We start from the raw sequence: 25,906 nt of genomic DNA on the forward strand, positions 1-25,906 counted from the left end.
CGTGTTGCGCCGGGGTTGGATTCCACCGCTACCGACTTTGCATTAGCCGTGGTTGGCGCGTGGGTCTTCGGTTCCGCCCATGAGTTCGGCGGCCAAAGGGATCCCGGCCTCGGCCCGGAATCCGATGTGGGAGCGCAGGGTCAGGGCGCCGGTGTAGGCGTGGGCGGCTTTTTCCTTGGAACGCCCGTAGACCTCGATGTCGGTGGCGTCCCCGTCGATGGTCGCGACCTTGAGCAGGCTGCTGCGCCTGGGCAGCGACAGCAGGCCCAGCATCGTGGTGTTGATGGAGGCAACACCCGCTTCGATACCAGCCAGCTGGTGGGGTCCGAAGCGTTTGGCGATTCCGTAGGCGGTGGTGGAGGGAGGGGTGGGCACCGGTTCCAGTTCCTGGCCCGCGACGTCCCGCCTTCTGCGGTCCAAGCCCACGAAGAAGTCTTCCCCGGCCAACTGTGCCGAGGCCATGGAGAGGAGTAGTTCCCCGCCTGAGAGTCCCCGGTTTCGTTGTTTCACCGCACCGATCCCGGCTTCCAGTGAGTCCTTGAGCCCGAGGACTCGGTCGGCCTCTCGTAGGGCTTCTATGCCAGCGGAGGGGGTCAGTCGGGGGTCCGGGGTTCCGATGCGGACCCGTCGTGCGCGTTGGCGCTTTTTCCCGGTTTTGGGGGTCTTCTTTTTGCCGCGTAAGCTTGCCACTGAACAAGTGTCCTTTTCTGCTTGGCTAATTTTCGGTTTCGTCACCTTAATTATCCCAAGTCAAAGGGCACTTGTTCGGCTTAAACACACCCTTGGTTTAGGTGCTTACTCGCGGATTCGGGTCAGACGGTACGCCCTACCTACAGCACAAGTTATCTCTCGCCGCTTTGTGCGGAAGAAGTCACCTTCCCGTCCCACGATCTCGAAGCTCGCGGCAAGCCTCCACAGATCCCATGCACATTGTCCGGCGAGGGTATCCTCGAAGTCGTATAAGTCAAAGATGGAGGGGTGCTCAGGGGCTCCGAAGAGGTCGGAATCTGACAGGCGTGCGTCATCACAGATTTGGGCTTGCAACCCCGAATCTGGTGTAGAGGCGAGATCTGCAGTCTTGATCAGGGCCGCACCTCGAAAGAAGGCGAACGGAGAGCTCGTCATGCCTCTGTGACGGATTTGGGCGAGCTCGGGGACATGTGACCGCGCTCCTTCCTCGAAGAGATTCGCTGGGTCCCTAGTACCTACCGGCACCTGTCGGATGCCATGGACAGAATGTCGGGTCCGTGTGCCCACGGCACGCCCCGCGGCCGTTCGTTCCGGACAGCTAATCATGATCGAATGATAAGCGCATCCGGTGGTTCCGACATCATAATCAACGCGGGAATTTTCGAAGATCCTCAACCAAGAAGAACCATCACAAACGTGTGCGATTGTTTCCGATGATCACAAGACCGATCATCTTCAGGATCAGGATGCTGACAATCTGGTTGTTGCGAGCGATCCAGGTTCGGGCGGACACCAGCAATTCCTGAGTCCTGGCTGGCGCAACCAAAACTCCGATGACGGGCGCCGTGACGCTCGAGGCTGCAATGATCGTGTAGACCGAGAAGATGATGGGAACCTCGGTCAGGCTCCGATCACAGCTTCGTAGCGAATTCCCTGCAGCAGCCAACAGGATCGCATTGGGCCGCAGTCGAGGGACGCAACCAAATCCAAAGGATGTCCATGGTTCGAAGGGCGCCACTGCGGACAGCCATTTGGGTTCGGCTGCCGTCCGCCTGCGTCGGTACCTCATGCGGGACAGCGACATATAAGCCTCCGATGTTCGAGGCCACACAGTGGTCACGGACATACTCAGGATCGTTCAAGGCGCATTTCGAAACCATTGCGGGACAGCGACATATAAGCCTCCGATGTTCGAGGCCACACAGTGGTCACGGACATACTCAGGATCGTTCAAGGCGCATTTCGAAACCATTGCGGGACACCCCCGGCAGCAAGTCCGTCAAGGTTCCCCCGCTCACCGCGGAACCGCCCTGACTATCAAGGCCACACGACAGCCAGAGGCGGGTCTGCGGATTCAGGATTAGGCGCACGCGCCGTGGTCTGCCGGGATTTCATCGAGCTGATACCTCGCGAACGCCGCGGCCGGCACCGACGCGTCCACCTCCCCGCGCTTGGCCAGCATCTGCAGCGTACGCACCACCACCGAGTGCGCGTCGATCTTGAAGAAGCGCCGCGCCGCAGCCCGGGTATCCGAGAAGCCGAAGCCGTCGGCACCCAGGGTCGCGAACTCGTTCGGGACGAACTGGCGGATCTGATCCGGCACGGCCTTCATGTAATCGGTCACCGCGATCACCGGACCGGCCGCCCCGGCCAGCTGCCGGGTCACGAACGGCACCCGCGGCACCGCACCCGGATCCAGGAACGATTCCTCCTCGGCCGCCAACCCGTCACGGCGCAACTCGTTCCAGCTGGTCACCGACCAGACATCGGCCGACACCCCCCACTCCTGGGCCAGCAGGCGCTGGGCCTCGATGGTCCAGGGCACCGCCACGCCCGAGGCCAGCAGCTGCGCACGCGGGCCATCGACCGTGGCCGGGGAAGCCAGGTAGATGCCGCCGAGCACACCGGCGACGTCCAGGTCCTCGGGCTCCTTGGGCTGCTGGTACGGCTCGTTATACAACGTGATGTAATACATCACGTTCGGATCCTCATGCTTCCCGCCATACATGCGCTGAAGGCCGGCCTTCATGATATGCCCGATCTCATAACCGTAGGCCGGATCGTAGGTGATCACCGCCGGGTTGGTCGAGGCCAGGATCGGGGAGTGCCCGTCGGCGTGCTGCAGCCCCTCGCCGGTCAGCGTGGTGCGCCCGGCGGTGGCACCCATGATGAACCCGCGGGCCATCTGGTCCCCGGCGGCCCAGAAGGCATCGCCGGTGCGCTGGAAGCCGAACATCGAGTAGAACACGTAGATCGGCACCAGCGGCTCATCATGCGTGGCATAGGAGGTACCGGCGGCGGTGAACGCGGCCACCGCACCGGCCTCGTTGATGCCCGGGTGGATCAGCTGCCCGGAGACCGACTCCTTGTAGGCCAGGACCAGTTCGCGGTCCACCGAGAGGTAGTTCTGTCCGCCCGGGTTGTAGATCTTCGCCGTGGGGAAGAACGAGTCCATGCCGAAGGTGCGGGACTCATCGGGAACCACCGGCACCACGCGCTTGCCGAAGTCCTTGTCGCGCATCAAATCCTTGAGCAGGCGCACGAAGGCCATCGTGGTGGCGGCCTCCTGCTTGCCCGAACCGCGGGCCGCGACCTCGTAGGCCTTGTCCTCGGGCAGGTGGATGGCCTTGGCCTGGGCCCGGCGTGCGGGCACGGCTCCGCCCAGGGCGGCACGGTGCTCCATCATGTACTTGATTTCCGGTGCGTCCATGCCCGGGTGGTAGTACGGGGGCAGGTACGGGTCCGCTTCGAGCTGGGCATCGGTGATCGGGATGCGCAGGTGGTCGCGGAAGGCCTTGAGGTCCTCCAGGGTCAGCTTCTTCATCTGGTGGGTCGCGTTGCGGCCCTCGAAGTGCGGGCCCAGCCCGTAGCCCTTGACCGTCTTGGTCAAGATGACCGTCGGCTTGCCCTTGAACTCGGTGGCGGCCTGGTAGGCGGCATACATCTTGTGGTAGTCGTGGCCGCCGCGCTTGAGGTTCCAGATCTGCGTGTCGGACATGTCCGCGACCATTTCCTTGGTCTGCGGGGACTTGCCGAAGAAGTGCTCGCGCACGAAGCCGCCGGATTCAGCCTTGTAGGTCTGGTAGTCCCCGTCCGGTGTCTGGTTCATGATCTCGACCAGGGAGTTATCGGTGTCGGCGTCCAGCAGGGCATCCCACTCCCGGCCCCAGACGACCTTGATGACGTTCCAGCCGGCGCCGCGGAAGAACGCTTCGAGTTCCTGCATGATCTTGCCGTTGCCGCGCACCGGGCCATCGAGGCGCTGCAGGTTGCAGTTCACCACGAAGGTCAGGTTGTCGAGGTGTTCGTTGGCGGCGAGCTGGAGCAGGCCGCGTGATTCGGGCTCGTCCATTTCACCGTCGCCCAAAAACGCCCAGACGTGCTGGCCGGAGGTGTCCTTGATGCCGCGGTTTTGCAGGTAGCGGTTGGATTGGGCCTGATAGATCGCGTTCATCGGGCCGATGCCCATGGACACGGTCGGGAATTCCCAGAAGTCCGGCATGGAGCGCGGGTGCGGATAGGAGGGCAGGGCGTGGCCCTTGCGGGACTTTTCCTGGCGGAAGCCGTCGAGGTCTTCCTCGCTCAGGCGCCCTTCCATGAACGCGCGGGCGTACATGCCGGGGGAGGCATGGCCCTGGAAGAAGACCTGGTCTCCGCCGGAAGGGTGGTCCTTGCCCTTGAAGAAGTGGTTGAAGCCGACCTCGTAGAGGGTGGCGGCACCGGCGTAGGTGGAGATGTGTCCGCCGACGCCCACCCCGGGGCGTTGGCCGCGGTGGACCATCACGGCGGCGTTCCAGCGCATCCAGGCGCGGTAGCGGCGTTCGACTTGTTCATCGCCGGGGAAGTCCGGTTCCTGGTCCACGGGGATGGTGTTGACGTAGTCGGTGGTGGTCACCATGGGCACTCCGACGCTTTTGGCGCCGGCGCGCTGGAGTAGTGAGCGCACGATGTATTGGGCGCGTTCGGTGCCTTGGGTTTCCACCAGGTCATCGAAGGATTCGATCCATTCGGCGGTTTCTTCGGGATCGCGATCCGGTAGCTGGCTGGTCAAGCCGCTGCGGATGTGGGAAATATGTTCCTCTACAACTTGGATCCGCGGCTCATCAATAATGGTCATGCTGTCCTCTCGAGGTAGAGAAAGTCGAGATGTCCCACAGGACCATTAGACTCTCGCGATGTGAAAACTTTTTATCACATTGCAATAACCAGTGAACTCGGTCACTGCATCCCTGTCAACACTGCCACTCCGGGCACCCCGTTGATTGATCCACAAAAGCCTCCCCCGGCCGCCTGCCCCCACTCCCCATAGCCGGCGCAGCGCGCCATGCCGACGAATCGCCCACGCGAACGCGCAAGCCACACCACGAGGGTGCCGATAGCCGCAGGACCATGAGCAGATGGGTGGCATGGAAACCCGACGGGACGGCACCCCTGGCTCACCGCCGACTCCCCTGCATCGTTCATTGGCGCTGACGACAGGCATTATCCGGCATGGTCCGAGCACGACGGCGTTGCCGGGATTACGGATGCCCGCAGTGAGGGTGCAACGACGCGCTCTGCGCCCGATTTCGCTCGAAGGCACGACGCAGATGAGAAAGGCCCCCGACCGAAGAGGGGGCCTGTCCTGTTAAGCAAACCAGCGAGATATCAATGAAGATATCTCGCTGGTTTATCTCGTGGAGGTAAGGGGATTCGAACCCCTGACCTTCTGCATGCCATGCAGACGCGCTACCAACTGCGCCATACCCCCGAGGAGGTGATTACAACAAACCGTTTGGACTGCCGAACCGGATAATAATCTACAACACCTTGGGGCCAAAACGCCAATCGGTGCCCGCACCCAGCGGGAAACCCGGATTTCAGTGCCCTTCCCACCTTGGGGGGAACCGCTGGTCACGATCCCGCGGCGTGCGGTATGGCCTCGGGCTGCTTCGTGGGAGTCAAGGGCGGGGACCACCCCATGCCATCAGCCCTCGACAAACAGGCAGAAGCAACTGCCCGGCGCGGAAGCCTGGAGTTCCTCAGATCCGAGCCTTCGCCTGTCGCTTTGCACGTGCCCCGGTGATCAGCGCAAGGCACAGCCCGAGCACTGCCAGACCCGAACCCAGGAACGCAGGCGCTTGGTATCCAAACCCGGCCAGGATGACCCAGGCCCCCAGTGCCGCGCCCATGGCGTTGGCGACGTTCAGTGCCGAGTGGTTCAGCGACGCGGCCAGCGACTGCGCATGTGGGGCCGAGTCCATCAGCAGCGCCTGAAGACCCGGGACCATCGTCGAACCAGTAATGCCCAGCAGGAAGAGCAGGATCAGCGCCGGGGCCTGGAACGGGGACAGCAGGCCGAACAGCAACTGGAAGAGGACCATCGCACACGATGCGACGTAGATCGAGCCCATCACTGACCAGTCGGCCAACCGGCCGCCAATCACATTGCCCACTACCATGCCCACGCCGTAGAGTCCCAGCACAAGCGGGATGGAGGAGATGGACATGCCAGTCACCAGCGTCAGCGTCGGGCTGATGAAGGAATAGACGGCGAAGAAGCCACCGAACCCGACGATGCCGGTCAGCATGGCCAGCCAGACCTGCCCGTTGCGCAACGCGGTGAGCTCCCGGCGGATGCTTGCTTCCTTGTGGGCCGGCGCATGGGGGACAAAAGTGCGGATGGCCAGCCAGGTCAGCGCGCCGACGATGCCCACCGCACCGAACATCCAGCGCCACCCGTAGACCTGGCCCAGGAACACCACCAGCGGCACACCCACGACGTTGGAGACGGAGAGCCCCAGCATCACCCAGGCGATGGCCCGGCCGCGCATTGACGCGGGCACCAGCGTCCCAGCGAGGATGGCAGCGATACCGAAATAGGCCCCGTGCGGCAACCCGGCCAAGAACCGCGAAGCAAGCATCCACTCGTAGGTGGGGGCCAGCACCGAACTCAGGTTGGCGGCGGTGAAGAAGACCATCAGCCACAGCACCATCGTCTTGCGGGCCACTTTGGCGCCTAGGGCCGTCAGCACCGGGGCGCCGACGACCACGCCCAGGGCGTATGAGGAAATCAGGTAACCCATGCTCGGATTATCGACACCCAAGTCGATGGCGCCCTCCTGCAGCAGGCCCATGATGCTGAACTCGGTGGTCCCGATGCCGAATCCTCCCAGGGCCAGGGCCAGCACGGCCAGTAGCAGCGGACGCCCAGTGAGTAACTGGCTGGCGGTCCGCTTCGAGGTCGGCGGGGAAGTCGGTGAAACGGCGTCGTTGATCAAGGCGGCCTTCGAGAGTGGGGTGTGCGGGGTCCCTGTTGCTTCGTCGCATCACGGGGCTGGCCCCACCAGCTTACGCCGATGGCATCCTGGACTTCAGCGGCCGCCCACCGGTCAGTAGCGCCGCTGATCATATCCCGTCGTTCAGTTCCTCCAGCCCGATGGCAAGATCGGTGAGCCGCCCGGCGGGGATCGCCTTGCCCACCAGAGCACGCAGGGCATCGTTAACGTCCCAGGTGTTCACGTTCATCGCGGCACTGATCACACCGTCCGCCAGCCAGAACGCGATGAATGCGCCGTCGGCCAGATTGCCCCGGATGAGCACCTCGTCACTGGGCGCGGAGCGACCCACGTATTCCATGCCCAAGTCGAACTGGTCGGTGAAGAAGTACGGCTGCCAAGCGTAGTCCTCGATACCCTCCAGGATGCTGCCCGCTACCAGCTTGCCCTGGCGGATCGCGTTGTCCCAGTGCTCCACGCGCAGGCGTTCGCCCCGCAGGGTGTTCCAGGCATTGGCCACGTCGCCGATGGCGAAGACCGAACTGTCCAGTGTCCGAAGCCTGGAGTCGACGACCACACCGTTGTCGATTTCCAGTCCCGCCGCCTCAGCCAGTTCCGTATTGGGCATCGCCCCGATGGCCACCAGGACCAAGTCCGCTTCCACGTCCCCCGCACTGGTGTGGAGCCCTGCGGCACGGCCATTGCGTTCGATGATCCCCTCGACACTGGTGCCCAGGTGCAGGTCGACGCCGTTGCGGCGATGCAGCTCCGCCAGATACCCGCCGATGGTTTCGCCCAGGATCCGCTCCAGCGGCAGGTGCTCGGGTGCCACCACGGTGACTTCGACCCCAGCCTGCCGGGCGGAGGCGGCGATCTCCAGACCGATCCAGCCCGAACCCACGATCGCCAGCCGCGCCCCGGGCTTGAACTGCTCCCGCAGCGCCTCGCTGTCAGCCAGAGTACGCAGGTAGTGCACGCCTGGTAGCTTGGCGCCGGGCATTTTTCCGGGGATCCTCGGCCGGGAACCGGTCGCCAGGATCAGAGCCTCGTAGTCCAGCTCCTCGCCACCGGACAGCCGGACCTTCTTGGCTTCGGTGTCGATCGACTCGACCCGGGTCCCGAAGCGGGTGGTGACACGATGCTGTTCATACCAGTCGGCGGCGTGAACGAAGACCTCCTCACGTGGCTTGCTTCCCTGCAGGTATTCCTTAGACAGCGGGGGACGCTCATAGGGCCGTTCCGGTTCCTCACCGATCAATATGATGGCCCCTCGGTAGTTCCGTTCCCGCAGCGACTGGACGGCATGGGCCGCCGCCAGTCCCGCCCCGATGATGACGCAGCCGGCACCAGCCTTGCCGCTTTCCTCTCCAGCCAGCGAGTCCATGGTTTACGCTCCCCGTTTCGATGTCCCCGGCCGTTGCGGTCGGGGATCCGTTCCTGCCAGAGTGGCACCGGGGACCGGCAATGGCAACGGTATGCGCCCACCGCTCGGCGGGGTCTAGGCTGGGCCCATGCCTGTTTTCGCACCGATTCGCAGCCCGAAAATGCGCTCTGCCACCGCAGCCGACCTCCCCCTGATATGGCGCCGCGAATACGCCTACATGCTCGAATTCGAGCCCTCGCAGTCCGGAGGCTGGCTGACCGCGACGGACAGGAATCTGCATCTATGGATCCAGCAGCTGGACCGCGCCACGGTCATCGAGTCAGATGGGGAGGTGGCCGGCTATTCGATCTGGATGGGCGAAGACGACGAAGCGGTGCTCATCACGGTGCAAGTGCTGCCCGCGTGGCGTCGGCGCGGACTGGGAGGGCTGCTGATGGACCGGTTCGTCTCGGAGGCTGATGCCGCCGGACACGCCCGCAAGGCCCTCGGTGTGCTCAAGGGAAACCCGGCCGAGGCGTTATACATCTCGGCCGGGTTCCGGCACACTCACGACGAGGGCGGCTACCGCTTCATGAGCTACGCGTCCTGACGCGCCCCGGCCACCAGATGCGGATAACGAGCATCGCGGTGTTGAAAATCCAGAATGGCCGTGTTGCGGATGACCCCGTCCTGGATTTCGATCGCCCGTTGGATCGTTTCATTCCCTGCCCACGCATCGGGCCCGGCCACAACCGTGTCGATGAACGGCAGCAGCGCCTCGCTGATTTCCCAGCTCGCCGAATTCCAGAGGTACGAAGGGCTGTGGTCAACGGCGTAGTAGTTGATGTTCTCCCCCACGGTGAACATCGGCTCGGCGAAGGACGTCGGAAGCGCCCAATCGAACCCCATGCCCTCGTCGCAGGACACATCCACGATGATGCTCCCCGGGGTGAACGCAGTCAGGTCTGCGGTGCGCAGATACATCAGTGGGGCATTGGGGTCCTGCAGCGTACAGTTCACGACAATGTCGTTCTCCGCCAAGAACGGCGCCAATGGTACTCGTCCATCCTCCGTGATGACCTCGCTGAGGTCCCCCCCACCGTCATGGTCGAACTGCACCATATCCACAGCATGGATCGGCGATGCCACCGCTGCGACGGCCCGGCTGGTCAACACCCGGACATCATGGATACCGTGGGCGCGTAGCGCGGTGACCGCCCCGCGGGCGGTTGCCCCGAATCCGATCACCACGGCGGAGAGCCGTCGCCCATAGTCTCCGGTGGAACCGCATAGGGCCAGAGCATGGATGACCGATGCGTAACCGGCTAGCTCGTTGTTCTTATGGAACACATGCAAGCCGAAACTACCGTCGCTGCCCCAATGGTTCATCGCCTCGAACGCGATCAGCGTCAGCTTCTTATCGATGGCCAACTGCGTAACCCGCTTGTCCTGGACGCAGTGCGGCCAGCCCCATAGGACCTGTCCGTCACGCATCTCCTCCAAATCGGCCGCCTGCGGCTTCGGCAGCAGCAGGATGTCCGATGCGGCGATGATCTCGGCACGAGTCCCGATTTTCCCCACTAAGGGCGCCATCTGGTCATCGTCCATCCCGAACGGCAAGCCGTATCCGGATTCCACCATGATGCGATCCCTGTGTTCGCCGTCGATGCGCTCGAAGTGGGCGGGGTGGATGGGCACCCGGTGTTCGTCAGACTTGCGGGATGTACCCAGCACTCCCAGTGTCAAAGAATTCTTCACAGGCATGTCGCACGTCCAATCGGGACGCCTCGGTGGCGTCCCATATGACCCTCACCGTACACGTGATCACCCTTTGATCGGCAGGGCCTCTGCCCTAGTCGGACCAACAGTCCGGCATCAGCGTCAAGTTCCCTGCCGGGGTCGGCTGCTGTACAGAGCATTCGTGCCGAGTCGAGGGCTTTAGTCGGAGGCGGCTTCGCGTCGGGATTCCCAGTGGCGGAGCACCAGGGCGATCAGCACCGCCGCGACGATGCCAATCACCGTGAAAACAACCCGCTCAATGGTCAGCTCGAACCCCCGTTCAATATCGCCAAGCGATGCGAAGATCAACAGCATGGGCGTCAGGGCCAGCGCCTGCATCAGGTAGGCCCCTCCCATGGAGTACCAGACGAGGAAGAACAGGCACAGCACGGCGACAATGATTGCGCCCCATACAGGAAGGAATAGCACAGCCAGAAGCGCGATGATGGCGCCCAGGAAAGTGCCGATGAGGCGCCCGTTGAGGGTCTCCCGGCGCTGATTGGGCAGCGGCCGCAGGGCCATCAGAACGGTGACAGCGATCCAGTAACCGTGGGGGATGTCAAAGGCGAGGCTCCAGAACATGATTCCGGCGCACAATATGCCCACCGCTATGCCGTGCTCCCAGGCAGTCCGTTTTTCAACGGGCAGGGCCGGGGCCTGAAACTTCAGCAGGCGGGTGATCAGGGCGCCCACGACTCCCCCTCCAAGAATCCACAAGACCGCGGCCCACCAGCTGAGGTCGATGGGACCGGGGCCAAAGAGGATCACGATGATCGGTGTCAGTGAGAGCAGGCCGGCGGAGCGCTGGTTGGTGAGGGCAAACAGGACAGCGGAAACGAAGATGAGCACGGCGATGGCCCACGGTGTCGAACCGGCCCAAGAAGCCAGACCTCCCAGTGCCGCGCCAAGGACTACCAGCAGGGCAGCCTGTCGTGGCCGACTGACTGGAGTGACCGCCATCCCCAGGCCCATGGCCAGACCGAAGCCCATACTTGCCGAGACCCCGCCCAACACGCTCACGATTGCCGAAGGAATCAGGATAGCCACGAGGAGCTTGAGTGTTGTCGGCAAGGTTCCTGGCTGGGGACGACTGAGAATCACCATGGTGTCGCTGCCTTTGCATCAGTCCGGTTAGATGGAAAACTACCCTCCGAGGGGGCCTGGTGAAGAAACCGATATTAACAACCACCATACTGCGGCGAATCCGGCTCCCCGACTAAGTCGGAGATCTATTCTTCGCGACACGTTGCGCGCACTGGGGCATACTGAATGATCTTCGGCGCTGCGGACGATGTCATCTTCCTTGAAACTCCATCAGTGAAAGATCGAGCGATGCCTCTTCGCCCGCAGTTAATCCCCTTCATGCACGATTATGCAATTGACTACAGTGATTGCGACACCGTTGAGGAATCGTACGGAGCATTAAACGGAAAACCCCCGGAAGTCCGGGGGGGTGATTTTGTGGAGCTTAGGGGAATCGAACCCCTGACCTTTTCATTGCGAACGAAACGCTCTACCAACTGAGCTAAAGCCCCGTGTTCCAAACCTGGCGGCCGTGAACCCTGTAAGAATATCCCCCACAGGTCCCGTGATGCAAAATGAACCACGTCACATGTGCTAGAGATTATTTTCCGACTCTATGGCTTCCCTAGCCGTTGCATATTGACGCTGGATGTAGGCTTCAAGTTCGCTTCGTTCAACACGCCAGACACCGCGACCACCGATCTTAATGGCCGGAAGATCGCCGCTACGCACCAACGACCGCACCTGGGGTAGATTGACGTTCAGCTCATCGGCAACGTCTTCCAGACGCATGAATCTCATACCCAAAATCTAGTTCCCCCACCAGCAACTCTCCACCCAGCCGAGCCGAACTGTGGATAACTTCCGCACAATGACCAGGAACAGGATTTTGTGGAAAACAAGTATCCGACTAAACGGCAGACGGCCCGGCGGACTCCTCCAATGTACGAGAGGGAACGCGGGCCGTCTTGCCTTTAAACCATGGCTGCGGGCTTCGTGGGCCGTTTCGAAAACCAGCTGGGATATCGCCTTATTTCGCCAACCGCTCCCCCTCTTAGCTTGTGGCCTAGGGCGAGCAACTGACTCAATTGAAGCAAGCATCGGTCATACCGTGCAACAAGCTTGGGAATCAGTGAGCATATTGACTAACCTAGATCAGAGAGAACCAAACAACTTGGTCAGTCTGACGGACTGCACCAGATCGGCCCCGGATCTTGCACGCCACCGGGCCCATCAACGAATCGAACAGGAGCCTCATGACACCGGAGACCTACCACTTGGACGAGACGGATAAGCGCATCCTCTTGGCAATGGACGAGGACCCCCGGATTCCGACGATGATGCTCGCCCAACGCCTCGGACTTGCCCGTGGCACTGTGCAGACGCGGCTAGAACGCCTTGCCTCATCGGGAGCCCTTCGACCGAATAGCAGCCGCATCAAACCGGCCTCCCTGGGACGCGGGGTTTCGGCAGTGGTCAGCGCCGAGCTGGATCAGGCACACCTCAACGAGGCGATTGACGCGCTGCGTAGGATCCCCGAGGTCCTCGAATGCGTGGCCCCGGCCGGTGATACTGACCTGCTGATCCGGGTAGTGGCCCGCGATCCCGACGATCTGTACCGGGTCAGCGAGGAGATTCGCCTGTGCCCGGGCATCACCCGGACTTCGACATCGATGATCCTGCGCGATGTCATCCCCTACCGCACCACAGAGCTCTTGAAGAGCGTATAACGCATTCTCCAGGCACCCACAGGACAACTCCCCCGTTCTCGACGGGCCTTGTCGCCCGACGGCCCGTGAAACCCACCGGACCGGGTTCCGGTCGACCTGCTTACGGCCGGAGGACCACCTCCAACGAGCTAATGGTCGGGCATCCATACAGCGTCAGTTCCCAGGTTGAAAATCACGGGTCCCGCCCACGCCGCTTTGTGCAGGTCCCGGCCCCCGAATACGTCACGACTCCGACCGATAACTGTCCGCGAAACCTGATCCCTGCAATCACGGCACATGCTCTGGACCTTCCAGCCAGGTGGATAGGGCCCATGATCGTGCAGTACGCCGTCGGGTGGCGGGAGGCGTTCGAGGCGCGATCCGGCATAGCCGTGGCCCTCTACACAGCGGCGGCATTCCTACCCCAGGCGTGGTCTTCCTTTTCGGAAGGGTGCTTGCCGACCGGATGAACAGCAAGGACCTGTTGACCATCACCGCCAACGCCTTCTGGCAGGCCCTTCCGATGCACAACGGGGCATCGAACCCTGGATTATCCTGCTCGTGGTCGGGGGTCCGGTCGCTGGCCGACGTCGTTCGTCTCGCCCCTGCTGGTTGAGATGACCCTCGTCCCCGATTTCTGGATGGTGGCGGTCCTCGAGATCGTTTTCAGCACCGGCATGATCCTGGGCGGAGTGCTGATGTCAGCCCAGCTGGCCAACCATAGCCGAACCACCTTGTTGGTGTTCTGCTTCTTCCTGTTCGCGTTCGGCCTCCTGCACCCGTTGTTCGACGAGCGGTTAATGACGCTGATTCGGGAGACGGTGGAACCGGGGATGCCGGGACGGCTCTTCAGCTACGTGGGCATCCTCATGGCACTTTCCACGCCGTTCGCCATGACTGCGTTCGCCCGCTCACCGATGTCATCAGCGTCCAGCCGTTGCTGGCTTGTGCGGGCATGGCCAACTTGCCGGTAACGCTCCTCGCCATGCCGGTCCACCCGCCGGCAGGGCGGCGATGGCAACGGATCGCGCCAACGCCTCCAGCGCTCGGGAGACCGGGGACGCGGAAGCTGGAGTCGGACACCGAAATGGAACCGGTCGGGCAGGTTTCCTGAGCCTCCGGGCTGCCGAAAGCCCCTCATCTCCAGCCACCACCCCATGGCTGTGTACGCTGCCTGCACGCTAGATTGAATCCAAAAAACCACCCTTCAGGGGTGCTGGGGAGCCGAAGGTGCAAGAGGAAACCATGTCAACGCCGCAACCCACAGGCCGCATCAAGACCATCAATGGGGGCTTCCACCTGGTCTTGGTCCGCCGATTCCCCTCACCGGCCACTGGTCTCTGGTCTCCGGGCGGACCTGACCGAATCGGCATTGATGGGACGCTAGGATCGGGCGCGGAGAGGGCCACCCCTCCAGCGGGTCGGTTGACTACTTCATGACAGCCGAAGACGCAGAGGCATCGGCGATGCCGTGTGGCACCTGTACTTCGACCTCGAGGAGGCCGAAGGCATCACGACGCCGACCTTCGGGCAGAAGCTGAACCCCTCCGATGATCCGACGGATATCTGCCCGGGCTGCGAATACTACCTCGCCCGGCTCACCCTCACCGCGGCCCGCGAGGGACGCGATGCCGGCTCGATCCAGTGGGACGACTACTACCCGGGCTTTCGGCCGCCTACGCCCTGGACGGGCGACCTCCTGTGCTGATCGATGCGACAGCTGGCCGCCGCGGAAGACCTCCTCGACCGGCGCTGGTCGTTACCTACCGGTCCACGGCCAGGCGACCGATGATCAGCTTCATGATCTCGTTGCTTCCCTCGAGGATCTGGTGCACGCGCAGGTCCCTCACGATCTTCTCGATCCCGTATTCGGTGAGGTACCCGTAGCCGCCATGCAGTTGCAGCGCCGTGTTCGCCGCGTTGAACCCGGCGTCGGTGGCGACCTTCTTCGCCATCGCACACAGCCTGACGGTGTCCTTGCTGCCGCGCTCAAGCGCATCGGCCGCGCGCCAGACCATGGTGCGCGCCGTTTCCAGCTCGGTTTCCATGTCGGCGATCTGGAACAGCAGCGCCTGCTGACCGATCAGCGGGGCTCCGAAGGCCGAGCGTTCCTTCAGGTACGCGATGGATTTGTCCAGCGCCGCCTGCCCGCCGCCGAGCGAGCAGGCACCGATGTTGATCCGGCCGCCGTTGAGCCCCTTCATCGCGATCCCGAATCCGGTCCCCTCCTCGCCGAGCCGGTTGGCAGCGGGAATGCGCACGTTCTCGAGCACCACCTGGCGGGTGGGCTGGGCATTCCACCCCATCTTCTTCTCCAGCGCACCGAAGGACAGCCCCGGCGTCCCGTCCGGAACAATGAACGCCGTGATACCGGCGCTGCCGGTGTCGGCGGTGCGTGCCATCACCAGGTACACCCCGGCGGATCCGGCGCCCGAGATGAACTGCTTGGTCCCGTTCAGCACGTAGTGCTCCCCGTCGCGGACCGCGCGGGTGCTCAGAGCCCCGGCATCCGAGCCGACTCCGGGTTCGGTCAGGCAGTAGCTGCCCAGCGAGGCCATCGTGCAGAGGTCCGGAAGCCATGTCGCACGCTGTCCGTCGTTGCCGAAGCGGTCGATCATCCAGGCGACCATGTTGTGGATGGAAATGTAGGCGGCAATCGTCGGATCCGCCTTGGCCAGCTCCTCGAAGATCAGGGCTGCATCCAGACGGGTCATCCCCGATCCGCCATGCTGCTCCCCCACATAGATCCCGCCCATGCCCAGCCCGCCGGCATCGGCCAGCACGTCCACCGGGAAATGATGTTCCTGGTCCCAGGCCGCCGCATGCGGTGCGATGTGCTCGGCGGCGAAATCGCGCACCATTTCGACGATGGCCTGTTGGTCCTCGGTCAGTTCAAACATCTCTGCTCCTTGGTCGCTGGACGATGAGGTGCGGTGTGCCGTACCTGCTATTTGCCGACCTTTCCGGTCAGCGCGGCGATCGGCCGCAGGAAGAGGGGGCGGGCAAGGAACCAGAACCCGACGACGACCACTATCGAGACGGCAAAGAGGATGAGCCCGGTCCAGCTCGTCGAGTTGTTCGACGCATACATGTGGTTCAGGTTGTTCAGCGCCCCGGTGGCCAGCACCAGTGCGACGTGGACGACGACGAATGCGACGAAATAGATCATCACCGGGAAGTGCAGGGCCCGGGCCAGCTCCATCGGGTAGGCCTTGTTCAGCCGCACGGCCTTCTTCGGCCAGGCCCCGGACATGCGCAGTCCGGTGATGATGGCCAGTGGGGCAGCGATGAACACCGTGGTGAAGTAGGCCAGCAGCTGCAGCGCGTTGTAGTTCGTCCAGCCGCTTTCGGTGGGCCAGTTCAGCGAAAGGTACTGCAGAGCCGCGGAAACCGCGTTGGGGAACACGTCCCAACTGGTAGGGACGATCCGCATCCATTGCCCAGTGGCAAAGAGGATGACCACGAAGATGATGCCGTTGAGCACCCACAGCGCATCGAGCGTCAAGTGGAACCAGAGCTCGAGGCTGATCTTGGTGGGGGCGCCCTTGGTGCGGATCAGGCCCTTGTTGTTCCTCAGCCAGTGCGCCTTGGGCCGAGCGGTGGTGCGCACCTGCCAGCCGGTGCGCACTATCAGCACCAGGAAGAACATATTCATGAAGTGCTGCCAGCCCAGCCAGGCGGGGAACCCGACGGGGGCGCCCGTCGGAAGGGCCGAATGGCCGGTGCGGGTTTCCATCCAGGTCTTCACCGGGTCCAACCCCACCAGCCAGCGGGCGAGCAGCACCATGATGACCAGCAGGATGATCAATGAACCGGCGATGATTCCGGCCCGGGTCCACGTGTTGGACTCTGGTTGCCTGCTGCTGGTCCGGGTGCTCATCGATGTGTCCTCGCTGGTTTCTTCGTCGGGCTCGGTTAAGTGCGGTTCTTGAGCAGCTCGATGACCTGCGGGACCACCGTGAACACGTCACCGACGATACCCAGGTCGGCCACCTCGAAGATCGGGGCGTCCTCGTCCTGGTTGATGGCCACGATGGTCTTGGAGCTCTGCATACCGGCCCGGTGCTGGATTGCCCCGGAGATTCCCAAGGCGATATACAGCTGCGGGGCGACGGTGACACCGGTCTGACCGACCTGTGCCGTCTGGGCGATGTATCCGGCGTCGACGGCAGCGCGCGATGCCCCGACCGCTCCGCCGAGGGCGTCGGCCAGCTGTTCGACCAGCGCGAAATTGGCCTCCGATCCGATGCCGCGTCCACCGGAGACCACAGTTGCTGCACCGCGCAGCTCCGGGCGGGCACTGGTTTCGGGCGCCGGGGAGAAGCTCAGCACCGCGGCTTGGTTTCCGGGCGGGGCCGGCATGTCGGCCTTGAGGAGTTCGGGGATGGCGGCGGGGGCCTGTTCGTCGATGGCCCCCTGGCGCACGGTGATGATCGGCAGCCCGCCATCGGCGACGGCGTGCACGGTGAAGCTTCCGCCGAAGACCGAGTGTTCGGCGATGATCTGTCCGTCATGCGCGGCGACGTCGACGACGTCTGCGAGAAGCACCCCCCCGGCGCGCACAGCCAGCCGGCCTGCCGCCTCGCGCCCGTCGGCGGATCCGGAAAGCAGTACGGCCGCGGGCGCGTACGCCGCCACCGCCGCGCCCAGGGCATCGACGAGGGGCGTGGCAAGGATGGCCTGTGTCGCGTCCGATGTCACGGCATGGACCCTCACCGCTCCGAGCTCACCGAGCCGGGCTACCGCCTCGGTGGCCAGCGGCACGTCGGAGACGGTGAGGGCAATCGGCGTTCCGAGCCGGGCCGCAGCGGCCAGCAGGCCGCGGGCCGCCGCTCCAACGTGTCCGCTGCGGGTCAATTCGATGTGGACCAGGATGTCGCTCATGTTTGTTCCCCTTGCTAGATCAGTCGCTGGGCGGCCAGGAAGTCGACGAGTCCCGCTGCGGCGCTTCCGTCGTCGATAAGCTTCCGCCCCGCACTGCGTGGTGGCCGTTCGGTGACGTCCAGGACCCTGCTCCGGCTGGCGGGCGTAGCGCCCCTTGCTGGAACCGTCGCGACTGGCTTGCGCTTGGCGCCCATGATTCCCTTGAAGTTCGGGAACCTCGCCTCGGGAAAGCGTTCGGTGATGGTCAGCATCGCAGGCAAGGCTGCCTCGACCATCTGTGATCCGGCCTCTGTCTGGCGTTCCCCGCTCGCCTTCCCGCTACCGATCTCGGCCGAGACCAATGACCCGAGCATCGGCAGGCCCAGGTGCTCGGCCACCATGGCCGGCACCATTCCGGCGCGTCCGTCGGTGGACTCGTTACCCGCGATGAACAAGTCCGCCCCGATATCGCGCAGGGCAGCGGCGAGGTTCGACGCGGTGAGCAGCAGATCGGCACCGGCCAGTGAGTCGTCAAGGATGTGGATGCCCGAATCAGCCCCCATCGACAGGGCCTTGCGCACCGCCTTCGTTGCCTCGCCCGGTCCCATGGTGACCACGACGATCTCCGTGGACTTGTCCCGGTCCTTCACGGTGAGGGCTAGTTCGAGGGCCCGTTCGGTGATTTCGTCGACGACGGGGTCGTTGGCTGCCCGGTCTAGCAAGCCGGTCGCGGCATCGATTCTTCGCTCTTCCCACGTGTCAGGAACCTGCTTGATCAAGACCGCGATTTTCATGCTTTCGCTCCTTAAGCTGCCGGGCCGTTTGCCTGATCGTGAGACTACTAGGGCACCCCTCGAATTACTAGGTCTTCCTAGTAATATCCGTGCCGGAAACACTTGAGTGGCAGAAGCTGCGGGGTCGGAACCGAACCGACCGAATCGCCTGAGGCGGGTTCCTGCACCATCACTTGACGGAACCCGGGAATGACGACGAAACTACGGGGCAACTCGACGCAGTTCATGGCCCACCAGTACGGATGATCATGCTGTTGACGCACCCATCGGTATTCCCGCAGCCAGGGGCTATGCTTCGACGCAATCACGACCTGCCATTCATTGGAGGATCATGCTCTGGAAAATCACCGCACTGACTGCAACGGCCGCTTCAGCCGCCGGGGCACTCGTGGGAACATCAATGCCGGCCCAGGCCGCAGCCAAGACCATCTACACGCAATGCACTGCCGACGGTTTACCGCAGAAGCTGACCAAGAAGACGCTGTCGACAGGGCGATACATCGTTTGCACCGATCTGGCTGACCTCTCGGCCTTGAAGGGGGCAAAGAAACTGGAAAGCCTCAGCTTGAATGGCAGCAAGAAGCTGAAGATCACCGGCACCTCCAAGCTCCAGAGCCTGTCGACGGGGCCAACCAAGGTCACCTCACTGGGTAACATCGCCCGGCTCAAGCACCTCGCCAACCTCATGATTTCAACCACCAAGTCGTTCAACTACGCACAGCTGGCCAGTCGCAATCAGCTGTTGTCACTCGAGGTCAACACCGGGACTTCAACGATTAATCTTGCCTCCGTTGCAGCGCTTCCAAAGTTAGGGTGGTTCGTCCTGGATGGCGAGAACAAGCAGTCGCTGTCACAGTTGAAGAAGTCCAAATCACTGCAGCTGATCTTTCTCAGTGCCGACCGGAAAGTGAAGCTTAAGAAGGGACAGACCTATAAGTTCACGGCAGCGACCACGCAGAAGTTCGGCGTAGCCACCCTGCGCAGCACCATCGGCTGGAAGTACACCCCGAAAGAGGTTCAGCTCCGTGAAATCTACCGATGTCGGCGAGGCGATCCTTGTCGGAGCAAAGGAAAGCAAACTGGGAAAGATCCCCGTGATGAGCAGAATATTCATTCATCTGCATACCCCAGGGAAAATCGATTTCGTCAGGCCCAAAGTCGCGGCGAAGTCCATCCACAAGGGACAGATGGCGACGGCAGTCAACGCCACGGAGAAGAACTCCAAGGGCTGGAACACCGTCATTTCCAAGTGCAGTTACCAGTGGCAGCGCAACACAAAGAACATCAAGGGGGCGACCAAGCTCAACTACAAGGCCACCAGCGCCGATGTCGGCAAGACCCTGCGCCTGCGAACCGCCTGCACCGTGACCGCCACGGCCAAAACATTCTCCGGTTTCACTGCCAACACTAAGTACTCGGGAGCCGTCAGGGTCAGCTAGTACCGCGTCAGGCAACCTTTGCCCGTTTGATGAGTGAGGCCCGACGAATGACCTTGCGCAGCTTCGGGTCGGTGCTGTGGTGGTTACGCCAAATAATGAAGCGGCGGATCATCCCGGCCTGGGCCCGGTGGCTGGGATGGTCCGTGCCATCCAGGGCAAAGTAGCGCAGCGCGGTGAACTGGGGCTCAATCCGGTTCAGCCACGAGCTGTAATACGGCACGTAGGCGATCTCGACGTTGTTCGCCGCGGCCCAGTCCCCGACCCGGGTATCGACCTTCGTGGACAGGTGCGGGGAGTAGTTATCCATGATGATCGCGATCCGCTGGGCTGCGGGATGCAGCGACCTCAGGTAGCGGGCGAAAGCCAGGAACTCCGTCCGGCGCTTGCGGGCCTTGACGTGTCCGTAGAGCCGGTTGGTGGACAGGTCGTAGCCGGCCAGCAGGTGCCGTACCCCGTTCGGTCGCTGGTAGGTCGCCCGCCGTCGGCGGCGGCGCGGGGCAGCCTGATCCCCTGGGCCGGCGGCCTTCGGTGCCCATTGGTGCCCGGGATGCGGCTGCAGGTTCAAGGGCCCGAATTCGTCGAAGCAGATGACGACCTCCGGATCCCCGTCACCGGGGTTGGCCTTTCCGTCGGCGATGTCATAGAGGTGAAGGACGCGATCCTTCTTCGCTTCGTAGTCCGGGTCCGTGCTGCCCTTCCAGGTTTTGATGGATTGGAAAGGAGACATTTTGTTGGCGCAACAGCATGCGCAGTCCCTCAGGGGAAATGTCCTCTACCACCTCCTTCTGAACCAGGTAGTCGACCAGCTTGGACAGGCTCCAGGTGGAGAACGGCAGGTCGTGGTCCCCTGGGCGATCCAGGGCGATCCTGCGGATCTGTTCGCGTTGGGCGTCGGTGAATTTCGCCGGGCGCCCGCCGGCATAGTGGGGTTCCAACGAGTCGAGCCCGTCGGTGTTGAAGTGGTGCAGGACGTCTCGGACCCGGTCGGGGCTGGTGAAGGCGACTTCGGCGATCGGGGCCACGTCCATGCCCCGGGCCGAGAGCAGCACCATCTGGGCCCGGCGCCAGGTTACCACCGGTCCGGACCCGCCGCGCCGCACGATCTGCAGCAGCCGGGCCTCTTCGTCGGCCTCGATGTCTCGAACCGTCACACGCTGTGTCATCGCAGCCTCCTGGGAAGGGCGGAAACCCGTACCACCAGCGTGCGCCGAAAACACCGTGCCCGCAACGGGAACCGGCCCCGGCCATCAGACTAGGAAAGCAAACATTGCAAGCCGCGGTACTAGTAGGGCTCTTTCGGCTTTTGCTCCAAGGGGCGCACCGGGTCCGCCCCGTTGCACCCCTTGGAGCGTCCGGGCACTGCGAGGCGCCCTGCCGCGGGGCTAGGAACCCAGTGCGCCCTGAGCTACCTGTTCCACGAGCCAAGGTGAGAAGGCAAAGGGTGCTGCCTCGATTGCCGAGCGCAGCTCTTCCGGGGTGCACCATGCGCATTCGGCGACCTCTTCGGGAACCGGCTGCAAGCCGCCGTCGATGGTGGCCCGGTAGACCGGACAGATCTCGTTTTCCACCACTCCACTGGCATCCACGGCCCGGTAGCGGAAACCGGGAAGCACCGGGGTGATACCGGAAACCATCATGCCCAGTTCTTGTGCAGCCCGTCGGTTGATCGCATCCTCGAAGGACTCGCCGGGTCCCGGGTGGCCACAGAACGAATTCGTCCAGACACCGCCCCAGGTCTTCTTACTCAGGGCTCGGCGGGTGAGCAGGATCCTTCCTGCGCTGTCATAGACGTGACAGGAAAATGCGAGGTGCAGTGGTGTCTCCGCAGTGTGGATCGCATACTTCTGCGCCGTGCCGATTTCGGTGCCTTCGTTATTGAGCAAGACCACGAGTTCGGGTCCGTGGTGTGGATCGGTGATCGTCATGGTGCTGGTTTCGCCGTTTCTGCCGCGACCGCGATGCGGTTGGCCATGCTGGAAAAAATCACGCCATGGAATGGCAGGACTGCAAACCAATATAGCCGCCCGGCCAGACCCCTGGGAAAGAAGACGGCCCGCTGCCGATACAGGGTCGTGCCATCCTTGGCCTCTTCCACCATGAATTCGAGCCATGCCCCGCCCGGAACCTTCATCTCCGCACGTAGAAGCAGGAAACTGCCCGGAATGATGTCTTCGACTCGCCACCAGTCCACTACGTCGTTGAGCTGCAGCTTAGTCTGGCTGCGCCGTCCCCTGACCAAGCCCACCCCCCCGGCCAGCTTATCCATCCAGCCGCGTACCGACCAGGCCAGCGGCATCGAATACCAGCCATTGTCACCGCCGATGGCCTCAATGACGGCCCAGACGCTCTGGGTTGAGGCCACAGTAGTCTTTTCCCGGGTATCGGTGAAAACCTTCTGCCCGGCCCACTCCGGGTCGCTGGGCAGTGAATCGGCCGGGGCCAGGACCGGGTGTGCAGTAGCCCAAGAAGTTTCCACGATGCCGCGCTCGATCTTCTTCAGCGCCAATTCCACGGATCTGCGGTAACCAGTAAGCCCGCCAGCGGGAGGGGCAATTACCGCGTCGATGTCGTGGTTGCGCATCACACAGTCGTGCTGGAGCGATTCGACCAGCGGAAGCGCCAGGGCTCGCGGAATCGGGGTCACCAGGTTTACCCACTGTCCGGCCAGCCACGGGGTAAGCACCGGAAGGGCAATCACTAGCGGTCGGCGCATGCCGGCAGCTTGGGCATAGGTTCGCATCATCTCGGAATAGGTCAGCACGTCGGGACCACCCACGTCATAGGTCCCATCAATTGGCTTTTCCAGCTGCCCGGCCTGCCCCAGATAATGCAGGGCATCCCTGATGGCTATGGGCTGGATGTGGTTCAGCACCCACCGCGGGGCCGGCATCACCGGCAAGACGTCCGTCAGGTGCCTGACCATCTCGAAACTTGCAGATCCGGATCCGATGACCAGTCCGGCCTGGAAGACAAGAGTCGGGACGCCGGAGAGTCTCAGGACCTCGCCGACCTCTTGGCGTGATTCCAAGTGGCGGCTCAGCTCCCCTTCCGGATGCAACCCGGAGAGATACACCAACTGGCCGACCTTGTGTTTGCGAGCAGCTGCCGCGGTCATCCGCGCACAGGTTCGCTCCGTCCGTTCAAAATTAGCTGCTCCTCCCATGGAATGAACCAGGTAATAGAGCACGTCGGCCCCGCGACAAAAATCGTCGGCCACTGCCGCATCCTCCAGCGAGCCCTCGACGATCTCGACATCCCCTGCCCACGGAACATCGCGCAGCTTTCCTGCATTACGCGTCAGGACCCGCACCGAATGCCCCTGTTCCAGAAGGATCGGGACCAATCGGCCGCCGATATAACCGGTGGCTCCGGTCACTGCCATGAGGCTCATCGCAGGACTCCCGATGCAGCTTCGGTGCGCGACGTGGATGCGCCGGGGTGGCGGCCAAGCATCCTCACCGCGGCAGTAGCTAATAGGACCACTCCGGCGGCGCAGAAGGCCGTGATGGCGATGGGTGTGGAAACAAGGCCGCCATCAAGGCGTCCCACACCGATCCAGGCTAAGCCCCAGCTCAAGGCAAGGGACGGCGTCCAGCGGCCCCCGGTTCCTACAGCGGTGGCAACTCCGATCAACGCTGCAACCCCGAGCACGAGCCCGGCCGCCAGGTCCGTCGGAAGGCCGAAGGCCTTGAATCCATGGGAAGCCAGCAATGCCGAGACGTTGGCGACGGTGGCGACGGCAACCCAGCCCAGGTACAGCCCCATGGTTCCGTCGAGGAATACCGCATCCACAAGACCAGCAGGACGGTCCCGGTTGAGAAGCGCGATGGTGCGTCCCAGGACGGCCAACAAGATGACGATGACCACGAGGCTCAGCGCCAGGAAACCGCCCTGCACGGTCCAGATCCAAGCCGCATTCAACAGTGCCGAGGCCGCGATCCACGTTCTCGTCCGGGCATAGCGTTCCGAGTCCAACCGGCTGGGCAGCAACTGAAGTACCGCCAGGACGCTGAGGCCGAGATAAATCACGCTCCAAATCGAAAAGGCTCCGGTTCCCGGCGCAAGCGGTGTTCCGTCGGCTGACAACCAGCCATCGACAGCATCCTGGATCGGGGTACCCCCCAGCGCGCCTGAACCGACGAACGCCGTGACGATAGACAGCGCTACCAGGACCAGCACCACCAGGGCCGTGGTCCTGGTGCGCCGTCGCGAAAGATCATTTGTCATGGTGCGTTTCCTTTGAGATCCGGATTCGGCACGCCGTGCGACGTGTCTTCTCGACAAATAGAAGTAGTTCCACCAGTATGTATTTAGAAGATCTAACAATCAAGAGAAACGTGAGTTTCACATCGAAGATTCCCAGCCAGCAGCGCCGAGGCCGACTATGCACCCGGCCTCGGCGCTGCTGCGCCAGATACTGGTCCTGAACGCGTCCTTGGAATTCGAGATGCGTCGAGCCATGCGGATCAACGAAACCGACTTTCAGGCTCTCCAGCACATCATCGCCAGCCGGTCCATGTCTCCAGGAGAGCTAGCCACACGCATGCACCTGACCTCGGCTGCAGTCACCACCATCATTGATCGGCTCGAACGGGCCGGGCACGTGCAACGGACTGCCCACCCCACGGACCGCCGCCGCCGACTGGTCTGCATCACCCCTCAAGCCATGCAGGAGGCCATGGAACACCTCATGCCCATGATCATGGAGTCCGATGCCTCGGTAAAGAACATGGAACCCGAGGCTCAACAGGCAGTTGTCGGGTATCTTAGGGCCACGACTGAAGCCATAGAACGGCGTATCCGGAAGATGCGCGAAACAGACCCATCATCGGCCCCGACCCCGGACGAGTTAGGCTAAGGACAGGCACCATGGAAACAGAAACCGGGCAGAGAGAGCACCTCCAGCTGCACCCCGAAGCCACTGCGCGAAGGGACGCCATGACGGACATCGACTGGGAATCGTTCCGCAGGCACGTTCAGTCCCAGCTTGCGGACTTCCTCTCCGGCTCGCGCGCGGCCATCGACCGGCCACCGGAGCATGGTTCCCCGTTCTGGGCCGGACTCCAGAGCGCACTATCCGGCGGGAAAATGACCCGCCCACGCTTGGTCAGGATGGCTTATCTGGCCCATGGCGGCAGCGATGACCGGGCCTGCGCCCAGCTTGCTGCATCTTTTGAACTGCTCCATGCCGCCCTGCTGATCCACGACGACGTGATCGACCGTGACTTCGTGCGCCGTGGCGTACCTACCCTCTCGGCCGTATACCGCGACCACGCACTGAAACTGGGGCAAGAACTCGAGGATGCCGAACACGCCGGCCAATCCGCGGCCATCATTGCCGGGGATCTTCTGCTTGCCGGCTCCATCCGGCTCTCCTCGTTGGCCGCCGTCACCGGCCCGGACCCGGTAGGCGTGATCGAGGCCATGGCAACGGCGGTTGTCAGGTCCGCCAGCGGTGAGCTCGACGACCTCTTGTACTCGCTCCAGTCGAATACCACCAGCGTCGCCAACGTGCTGGACATGGAGCGCATGAAGACCGCAGCCTACTCCTTCGAAGCACCGCTGGCCGCCGGAGCCCTGCTCGCCGGGAGCGGCACCCAGGCGGCTGCCCAGCTGGGTGCCGTTGGGCGCCGGATAGGCATTGCCTACCAGATCATCGACGATGTCTTAGGCACCTTCGGCAACACACTGGTCACCGGCAAACCAGTAGATTCGGACCTGCGCGAGGGTAAGCACACCATCCTTTCCGCCTATGCGGCCACCGTCTGCGACTTCGATGCACACGTGCGAGGCTTCCGCCGTGGGGACCTGGACATAGCAGGTCTCCGGCAGCTGCTGCGCGACTGCGGGGCCGAGGAGTACGCCCGTAATCTGGCCGCAGAGCTAGTGCAGAAGGCACTCGTGGACCTCGGCTCAATTACGCTGACCGATGCCGTCCGAGCTGACTTTGAAAGCATCGCCCATTACGCCATTAACAGGGGAAAATAAA

The 25,906-nt window shown here is 63.0% G+C and carries 25 protein-coding genes and 2 tRNA genes; 7 read left to right on the plus strand and 20 right to left on the minus strand.

Features of this window, described 5'->3' with window-relative positions:
- Positions 1 to 42: 42 nt before the first annotated feature.
- From E9229_RS03790 to E9229_RS03820, 7 genes are all read right to left on the minus strand, one after another.
- Positions 43 to 690, minus strand: coding sequence for a hypothetical protein (locus E9229_RS03790; RefSeq protein ID WP_183509947.1), 648 nt, complete (start codon positions 688 to 690; stop codon positions 43 to 45).
- Between the two features lie 105 nt (positions 691 to 795).
- Complete coding sequence (locus E9229_RS19990) at positions 796 to 1,296, minus strand: DUF2252 family protein (protein ID WP_407671352.1); 501 nt, start codon at positions 1,294 to 1,296, stop codon at positions 796 to 798.
- An 82-nt stretch (positions 1,297 to 1,378) separates the two neighbouring features.
- Complete coding sequence (locus E9229_RS03800; RefSeq protein ID WP_312855590.1) at positions 1,379 to 1,816, minus strand: GAP family protein; 438 nt, start codon at positions 1,814 to 1,816, stop codon at positions 1,379 to 1,381.
- A 234-nt stretch (positions 1,817 to 2,050) separates the two neighbouring features.
- Complete coding sequence (gene aceE / locus E9229_RS03805) at positions 2,051 to 4,807, minus strand: pyruvate dehydrogenase (acetyl-transferring), homodimeric type (protein ID WP_183509950.1); 2,757 nt, start codon at positions 4,805 to 4,807, stop codon at positions 2,051 to 2,053.
- A 560-nt stretch (positions 4,808 to 5,367) separates the two neighbouring features.
- A tRNA-Ala gene (locus E9229_RS03810) sits at positions 5,368 to 5,440 on the minus strand.
- 271 nt (positions 5,441 to 5,711) lie between these two features.
- Complete coding sequence (locus E9229_RS03815; protein WP_407671321.1) at positions 5,712 to 6,950, minus strand: MFS transporter; 1,239 nt, start codon at positions 6,948 to 6,950, stop codon at positions 5,712 to 5,714.
- 127 nt (positions 6,951 to 7,077) lie between these two features.
- Positions 7,078 to 8,331 carry an NAD(P)/FAD-dependent oxidoreductase gene (locus tag E9229_RS03820; RefSeq protein ID WP_183509951.1) on the minus strand — a complete coding sequence of 418 codons (1,254 nt, stop codon included), beginning with the start codon at positions 8,329 to 8,331 and terminating at the stop codon, positions 7,078 to 7,080.
- A gap of 127 nt (positions 8,332 to 8,458) precedes the next feature.
- Here E9229_RS03820 and E9229_RS03825 point away from each other — a divergent pair, with 127 nt between their 5' ends.
- Positions 8,459 to 8,920, plus strand: coding sequence for a GNAT family N-acetyltransferase (locus E9229_RS03825; RefSeq protein ID WP_183509952.1), 462 nt, complete (start codon positions 8,459 to 8,461; stop codon positions 8,918 to 8,920).
- On the opposite strand, the gene E9229_RS03830 is transcribed toward E9229_RS03825, so the two are convergent.
- The 4 genes from E9229_RS03830 to E9229_RS03845 all read right to left on the minus strand — a co-directional run bounded on the left by E9229_RS03830 (position 8,908) and on the right by E9229_RS03845 (position 11,904).
- Entirely contained in the window at positions 8,908 to 10,074 is a 1,167-nt protein-coding gene (locus tag E9229_RS03830) for a N(5)-(carboxyethyl)ornithine synthase (RefSeq protein WP_183509953.1), read from the minus strand. The two genes, E9229_RS03825 and E9229_RS03830, sit on opposite strands and share 13 nt — an antisense overlap.
- Before the next feature lie 174 nt (positions 10,075 to 10,248).
- Positions 10,249 to 11,160: an FUSC family protein gene (locus tag E9229_RS03835; RefSeq protein WP_183509954.1), complete on the minus strand. Its 912-nt coding sequence runs from the start codon at positions 11,158 to 11,160 to the stop codon at positions 10,249 to 10,251.
- Positions 11,161 to 11,551: 391 nt separating this feature from the next.
- Positions 11,552 to 11,624: transfer RNA gene (locus E9229_RS03840), tRNA-Ala, on the minus strand.
- Positions 11,625 to 11,706: 82 nt separating this feature from the next.
- Positions 11,707 to 11,904 carry a helix-turn-helix domain-containing protein gene (locus E9229_RS03845; protein ID WP_221184361.1) on the minus strand — a complete coding sequence of 66 codons (198 nt, stop codon included), beginning with the start codon at positions 11,902 to 11,904 and terminating at the stop codon, positions 11,707 to 11,709.
- A gap of 464 nt (positions 11,905 to 12,368) precedes the next feature.
- Here E9229_RS03845 and E9229_RS03850 point away from each other — a divergent pair, with 464 nt between their 5' ends.
- From E9229_RS03850 to E9229_RS03860, 3 genes are all read left to right on the plus strand, one after another.
- Positions 12,369 to 12,842 (plus strand): Lrp/AsnC family transcriptional regulator, encoded by a 474-nt coding sequence (locus E9229_RS03850; RefSeq protein ID WP_183509956.1) that lies wholly within the window; start codon positions 12,369 to 12,371, stop codon positions 12,840 to 12,842.
- A gap of 596 nt (positions 12,843 to 13,438) precedes the next feature.
- The gene (locus E9229_RS03855; protein WP_183509957.1) at positions 13,439 to 13,795 is read left to right on the plus strand and encodes a hypothetical protein; all 357 of its coding nucleotides are present in this window, start codon (positions 13,439 to 13,441) and stop codon (positions 13,793 to 13,795) included.
- Between the two features lie 497 nt (positions 13,796 to 14,292).
- On the plus strand, positions 14,293 to 14,529 hold the full coding sequence (locus E9229_RS03860; protein ID WP_183509958.1) for a hypothetical protein: 237 nt from the start codon (positions 14,293 to 14,295) through the stop codon (positions 14,527 to 14,529).
- Positions 14,530 to 14,584: 55 nt separating this feature from the next.
- On the opposite strand, the gene E9229_RS03865 is transcribed toward E9229_RS03860, so the two are convergent.
- Genes E9229_RS03865 through E9229_RS03880 form a run of 4 tightly spaced genes read right to left on the minus strand, consistent with a single transcriptional unit; the run spans position 14,585 to position 18,478 of the window.
- Positions 14,585 to 15,721: an acyl-CoA dehydrogenase family protein gene (locus E9229_RS03865; RefSeq protein ID WP_183509959.1), complete on the minus strand. Its 1,137-nt coding sequence runs from the start codon at positions 15,719 to 15,721 to the stop codon at positions 14,585 to 14,587.
- 47 nt (positions 15,722 to 15,768) lie between these two features.
- Entirely contained in the window at positions 15,769 to 16,701 is a 933-nt protein-coding gene (locus tag E9229_RS03870; RefSeq protein ID WP_183509960.1) for a cytochrome b/b6 domain-containing protein, read from the minus strand.
- A gap of 35 nt (positions 16,702 to 16,736) precedes the next feature.
- Complete coding sequence (locus E9229_RS03875; protein WP_183509961.1) at positions 16,737 to 17,705, minus strand: electron transfer flavoprotein subunit alpha/FixB family protein; 969 nt, start codon at positions 17,703 to 17,705, stop codon at positions 16,737 to 16,739.
- Positions 17,706 to 17,719: 14 nt separating this feature from the next.
- Positions 17,720 to 18,478: an electron transfer flavoprotein subunit beta/FixA family protein gene (locus E9229_RS03880; protein WP_183509962.1), complete on the minus strand. Its 759-nt coding sequence runs from the start codon at positions 18,476 to 18,478 to the stop codon at positions 17,720 to 17,722.
- Positions 18,479 to 18,809: 331 nt separating this feature from the next.
- Between E9229_RS03880 and E9229_RS03885 the strand changes: the two genes are divergently transcribed.
- Entirely contained in the window at positions 18,810 to 19,889 is a 1,080-nt protein-coding gene (locus E9229_RS03885; protein ID WP_183509963.1) for a leucine-rich repeat domain-containing protein, read from the plus strand.
- 35 nt (positions 19,890 to 19,924) lie between these two features.
- Here E9229_RS03885 and E9229_RS18935 read toward each other — a convergent pair whose 3' ends face one another.
- From E9229_RS18935 to E9229_RS03905, 5 genes are all read right to left on the minus strand, one after another.
- Positions 19,925 to 20,644 carry a transposase gene (locus tag E9229_RS18935; protein ID WP_221184362.1) on the minus strand — a complete coding sequence of 240 codons (720 nt, stop codon included), beginning with the start codon at positions 20,642 to 20,644 and terminating at the stop codon, positions 19,925 to 19,927.
- Complete coding sequence (locus tag E9229_RS18940; RefSeq protein WP_221184363.1) at positions 20,556 to 21,080, minus strand: helix-turn-helix domain-containing protein; 525 nt, start codon at positions 21,078 to 21,080, stop codon at positions 20,556 to 20,558. Before E9229_RS18940 ends, E9229_RS18935 begins: the two co-directional genes overlap by 89 nt.
- Before the next feature lie 219 nt (positions 21,081 to 21,299).
- Positions 21,300 to 21,842, minus strand: a complete 543-nt coding sequence (gene idi, locus E9229_RS03895; RefSeq protein WP_183509964.1) for an isopentenyl-diphosphate Delta-isomerase — start codon at positions 21,840 to 21,842, stop codon at positions 21,300 to 21,302.
- Positions 21,839 to 23,308 (minus strand): SDR family oxidoreductase, encoded by a 1,470-nt coding sequence (locus E9229_RS03900; protein ID WP_183509965.1) that lies wholly within the window; start codon positions 23,306 to 23,308, stop codon positions 21,839 to 21,841. Before E9229_RS03900 ends, idi begins: the two co-directional genes overlap by 4 nt.
- Positions 23,305 to 24,144 (minus strand): TspO/MBR family protein, encoded by an 840-nt coding sequence (locus tag E9229_RS03905; protein WP_183509966.1) that lies wholly within the window; start codon positions 24,142 to 24,144, stop codon positions 23,305 to 23,307. The genes E9229_RS03900 and E9229_RS03905 overlap by 4 nt, the downstream gene beginning before the upstream one ends.
- A gap of 157 nt (positions 24,145 to 24,301) precedes the next feature.
- Between E9229_RS03905 and E9229_RS03910 the strand changes: the two genes are divergently transcribed.
- Both E9229_RS03910 and E9229_RS03915 read left to right on the plus strand, forming a co-directional pair.
- Positions 24,302 to 24,775 (plus strand): MarR family winged helix-turn-helix transcriptional regulator, encoded by a 474-nt coding sequence (locus E9229_RS03910; protein ID WP_183509967.1) that lies wholly within the window; start codon positions 24,302 to 24,304, stop codon positions 24,773 to 24,775.
- Positions 24,776 to 24,786: 11 nt separating this feature from the next.
- Positions 24,787 to 25,905: a polyprenyl synthetase family protein gene (locus E9229_RS03915; protein ID WP_183509968.1), complete on the plus strand. Its 1,119-nt coding sequence runs from the start codon at positions 24,787 to 24,789 to the stop codon at positions 25,903 to 25,905.
- Position 25,906: the final 1 nt, after the last annotated feature.

It is taken from the genome of Paeniglutamicibacter cryotolerans (assembly GCF_014190875.1).
Classification (GTDB): Bacteria; Actinomycetota; Actinomycetes; order Actinomycetales; family Micrococcaceae; genus Paeniglutamicibacter; species Paeniglutamicibacter cryotolerans.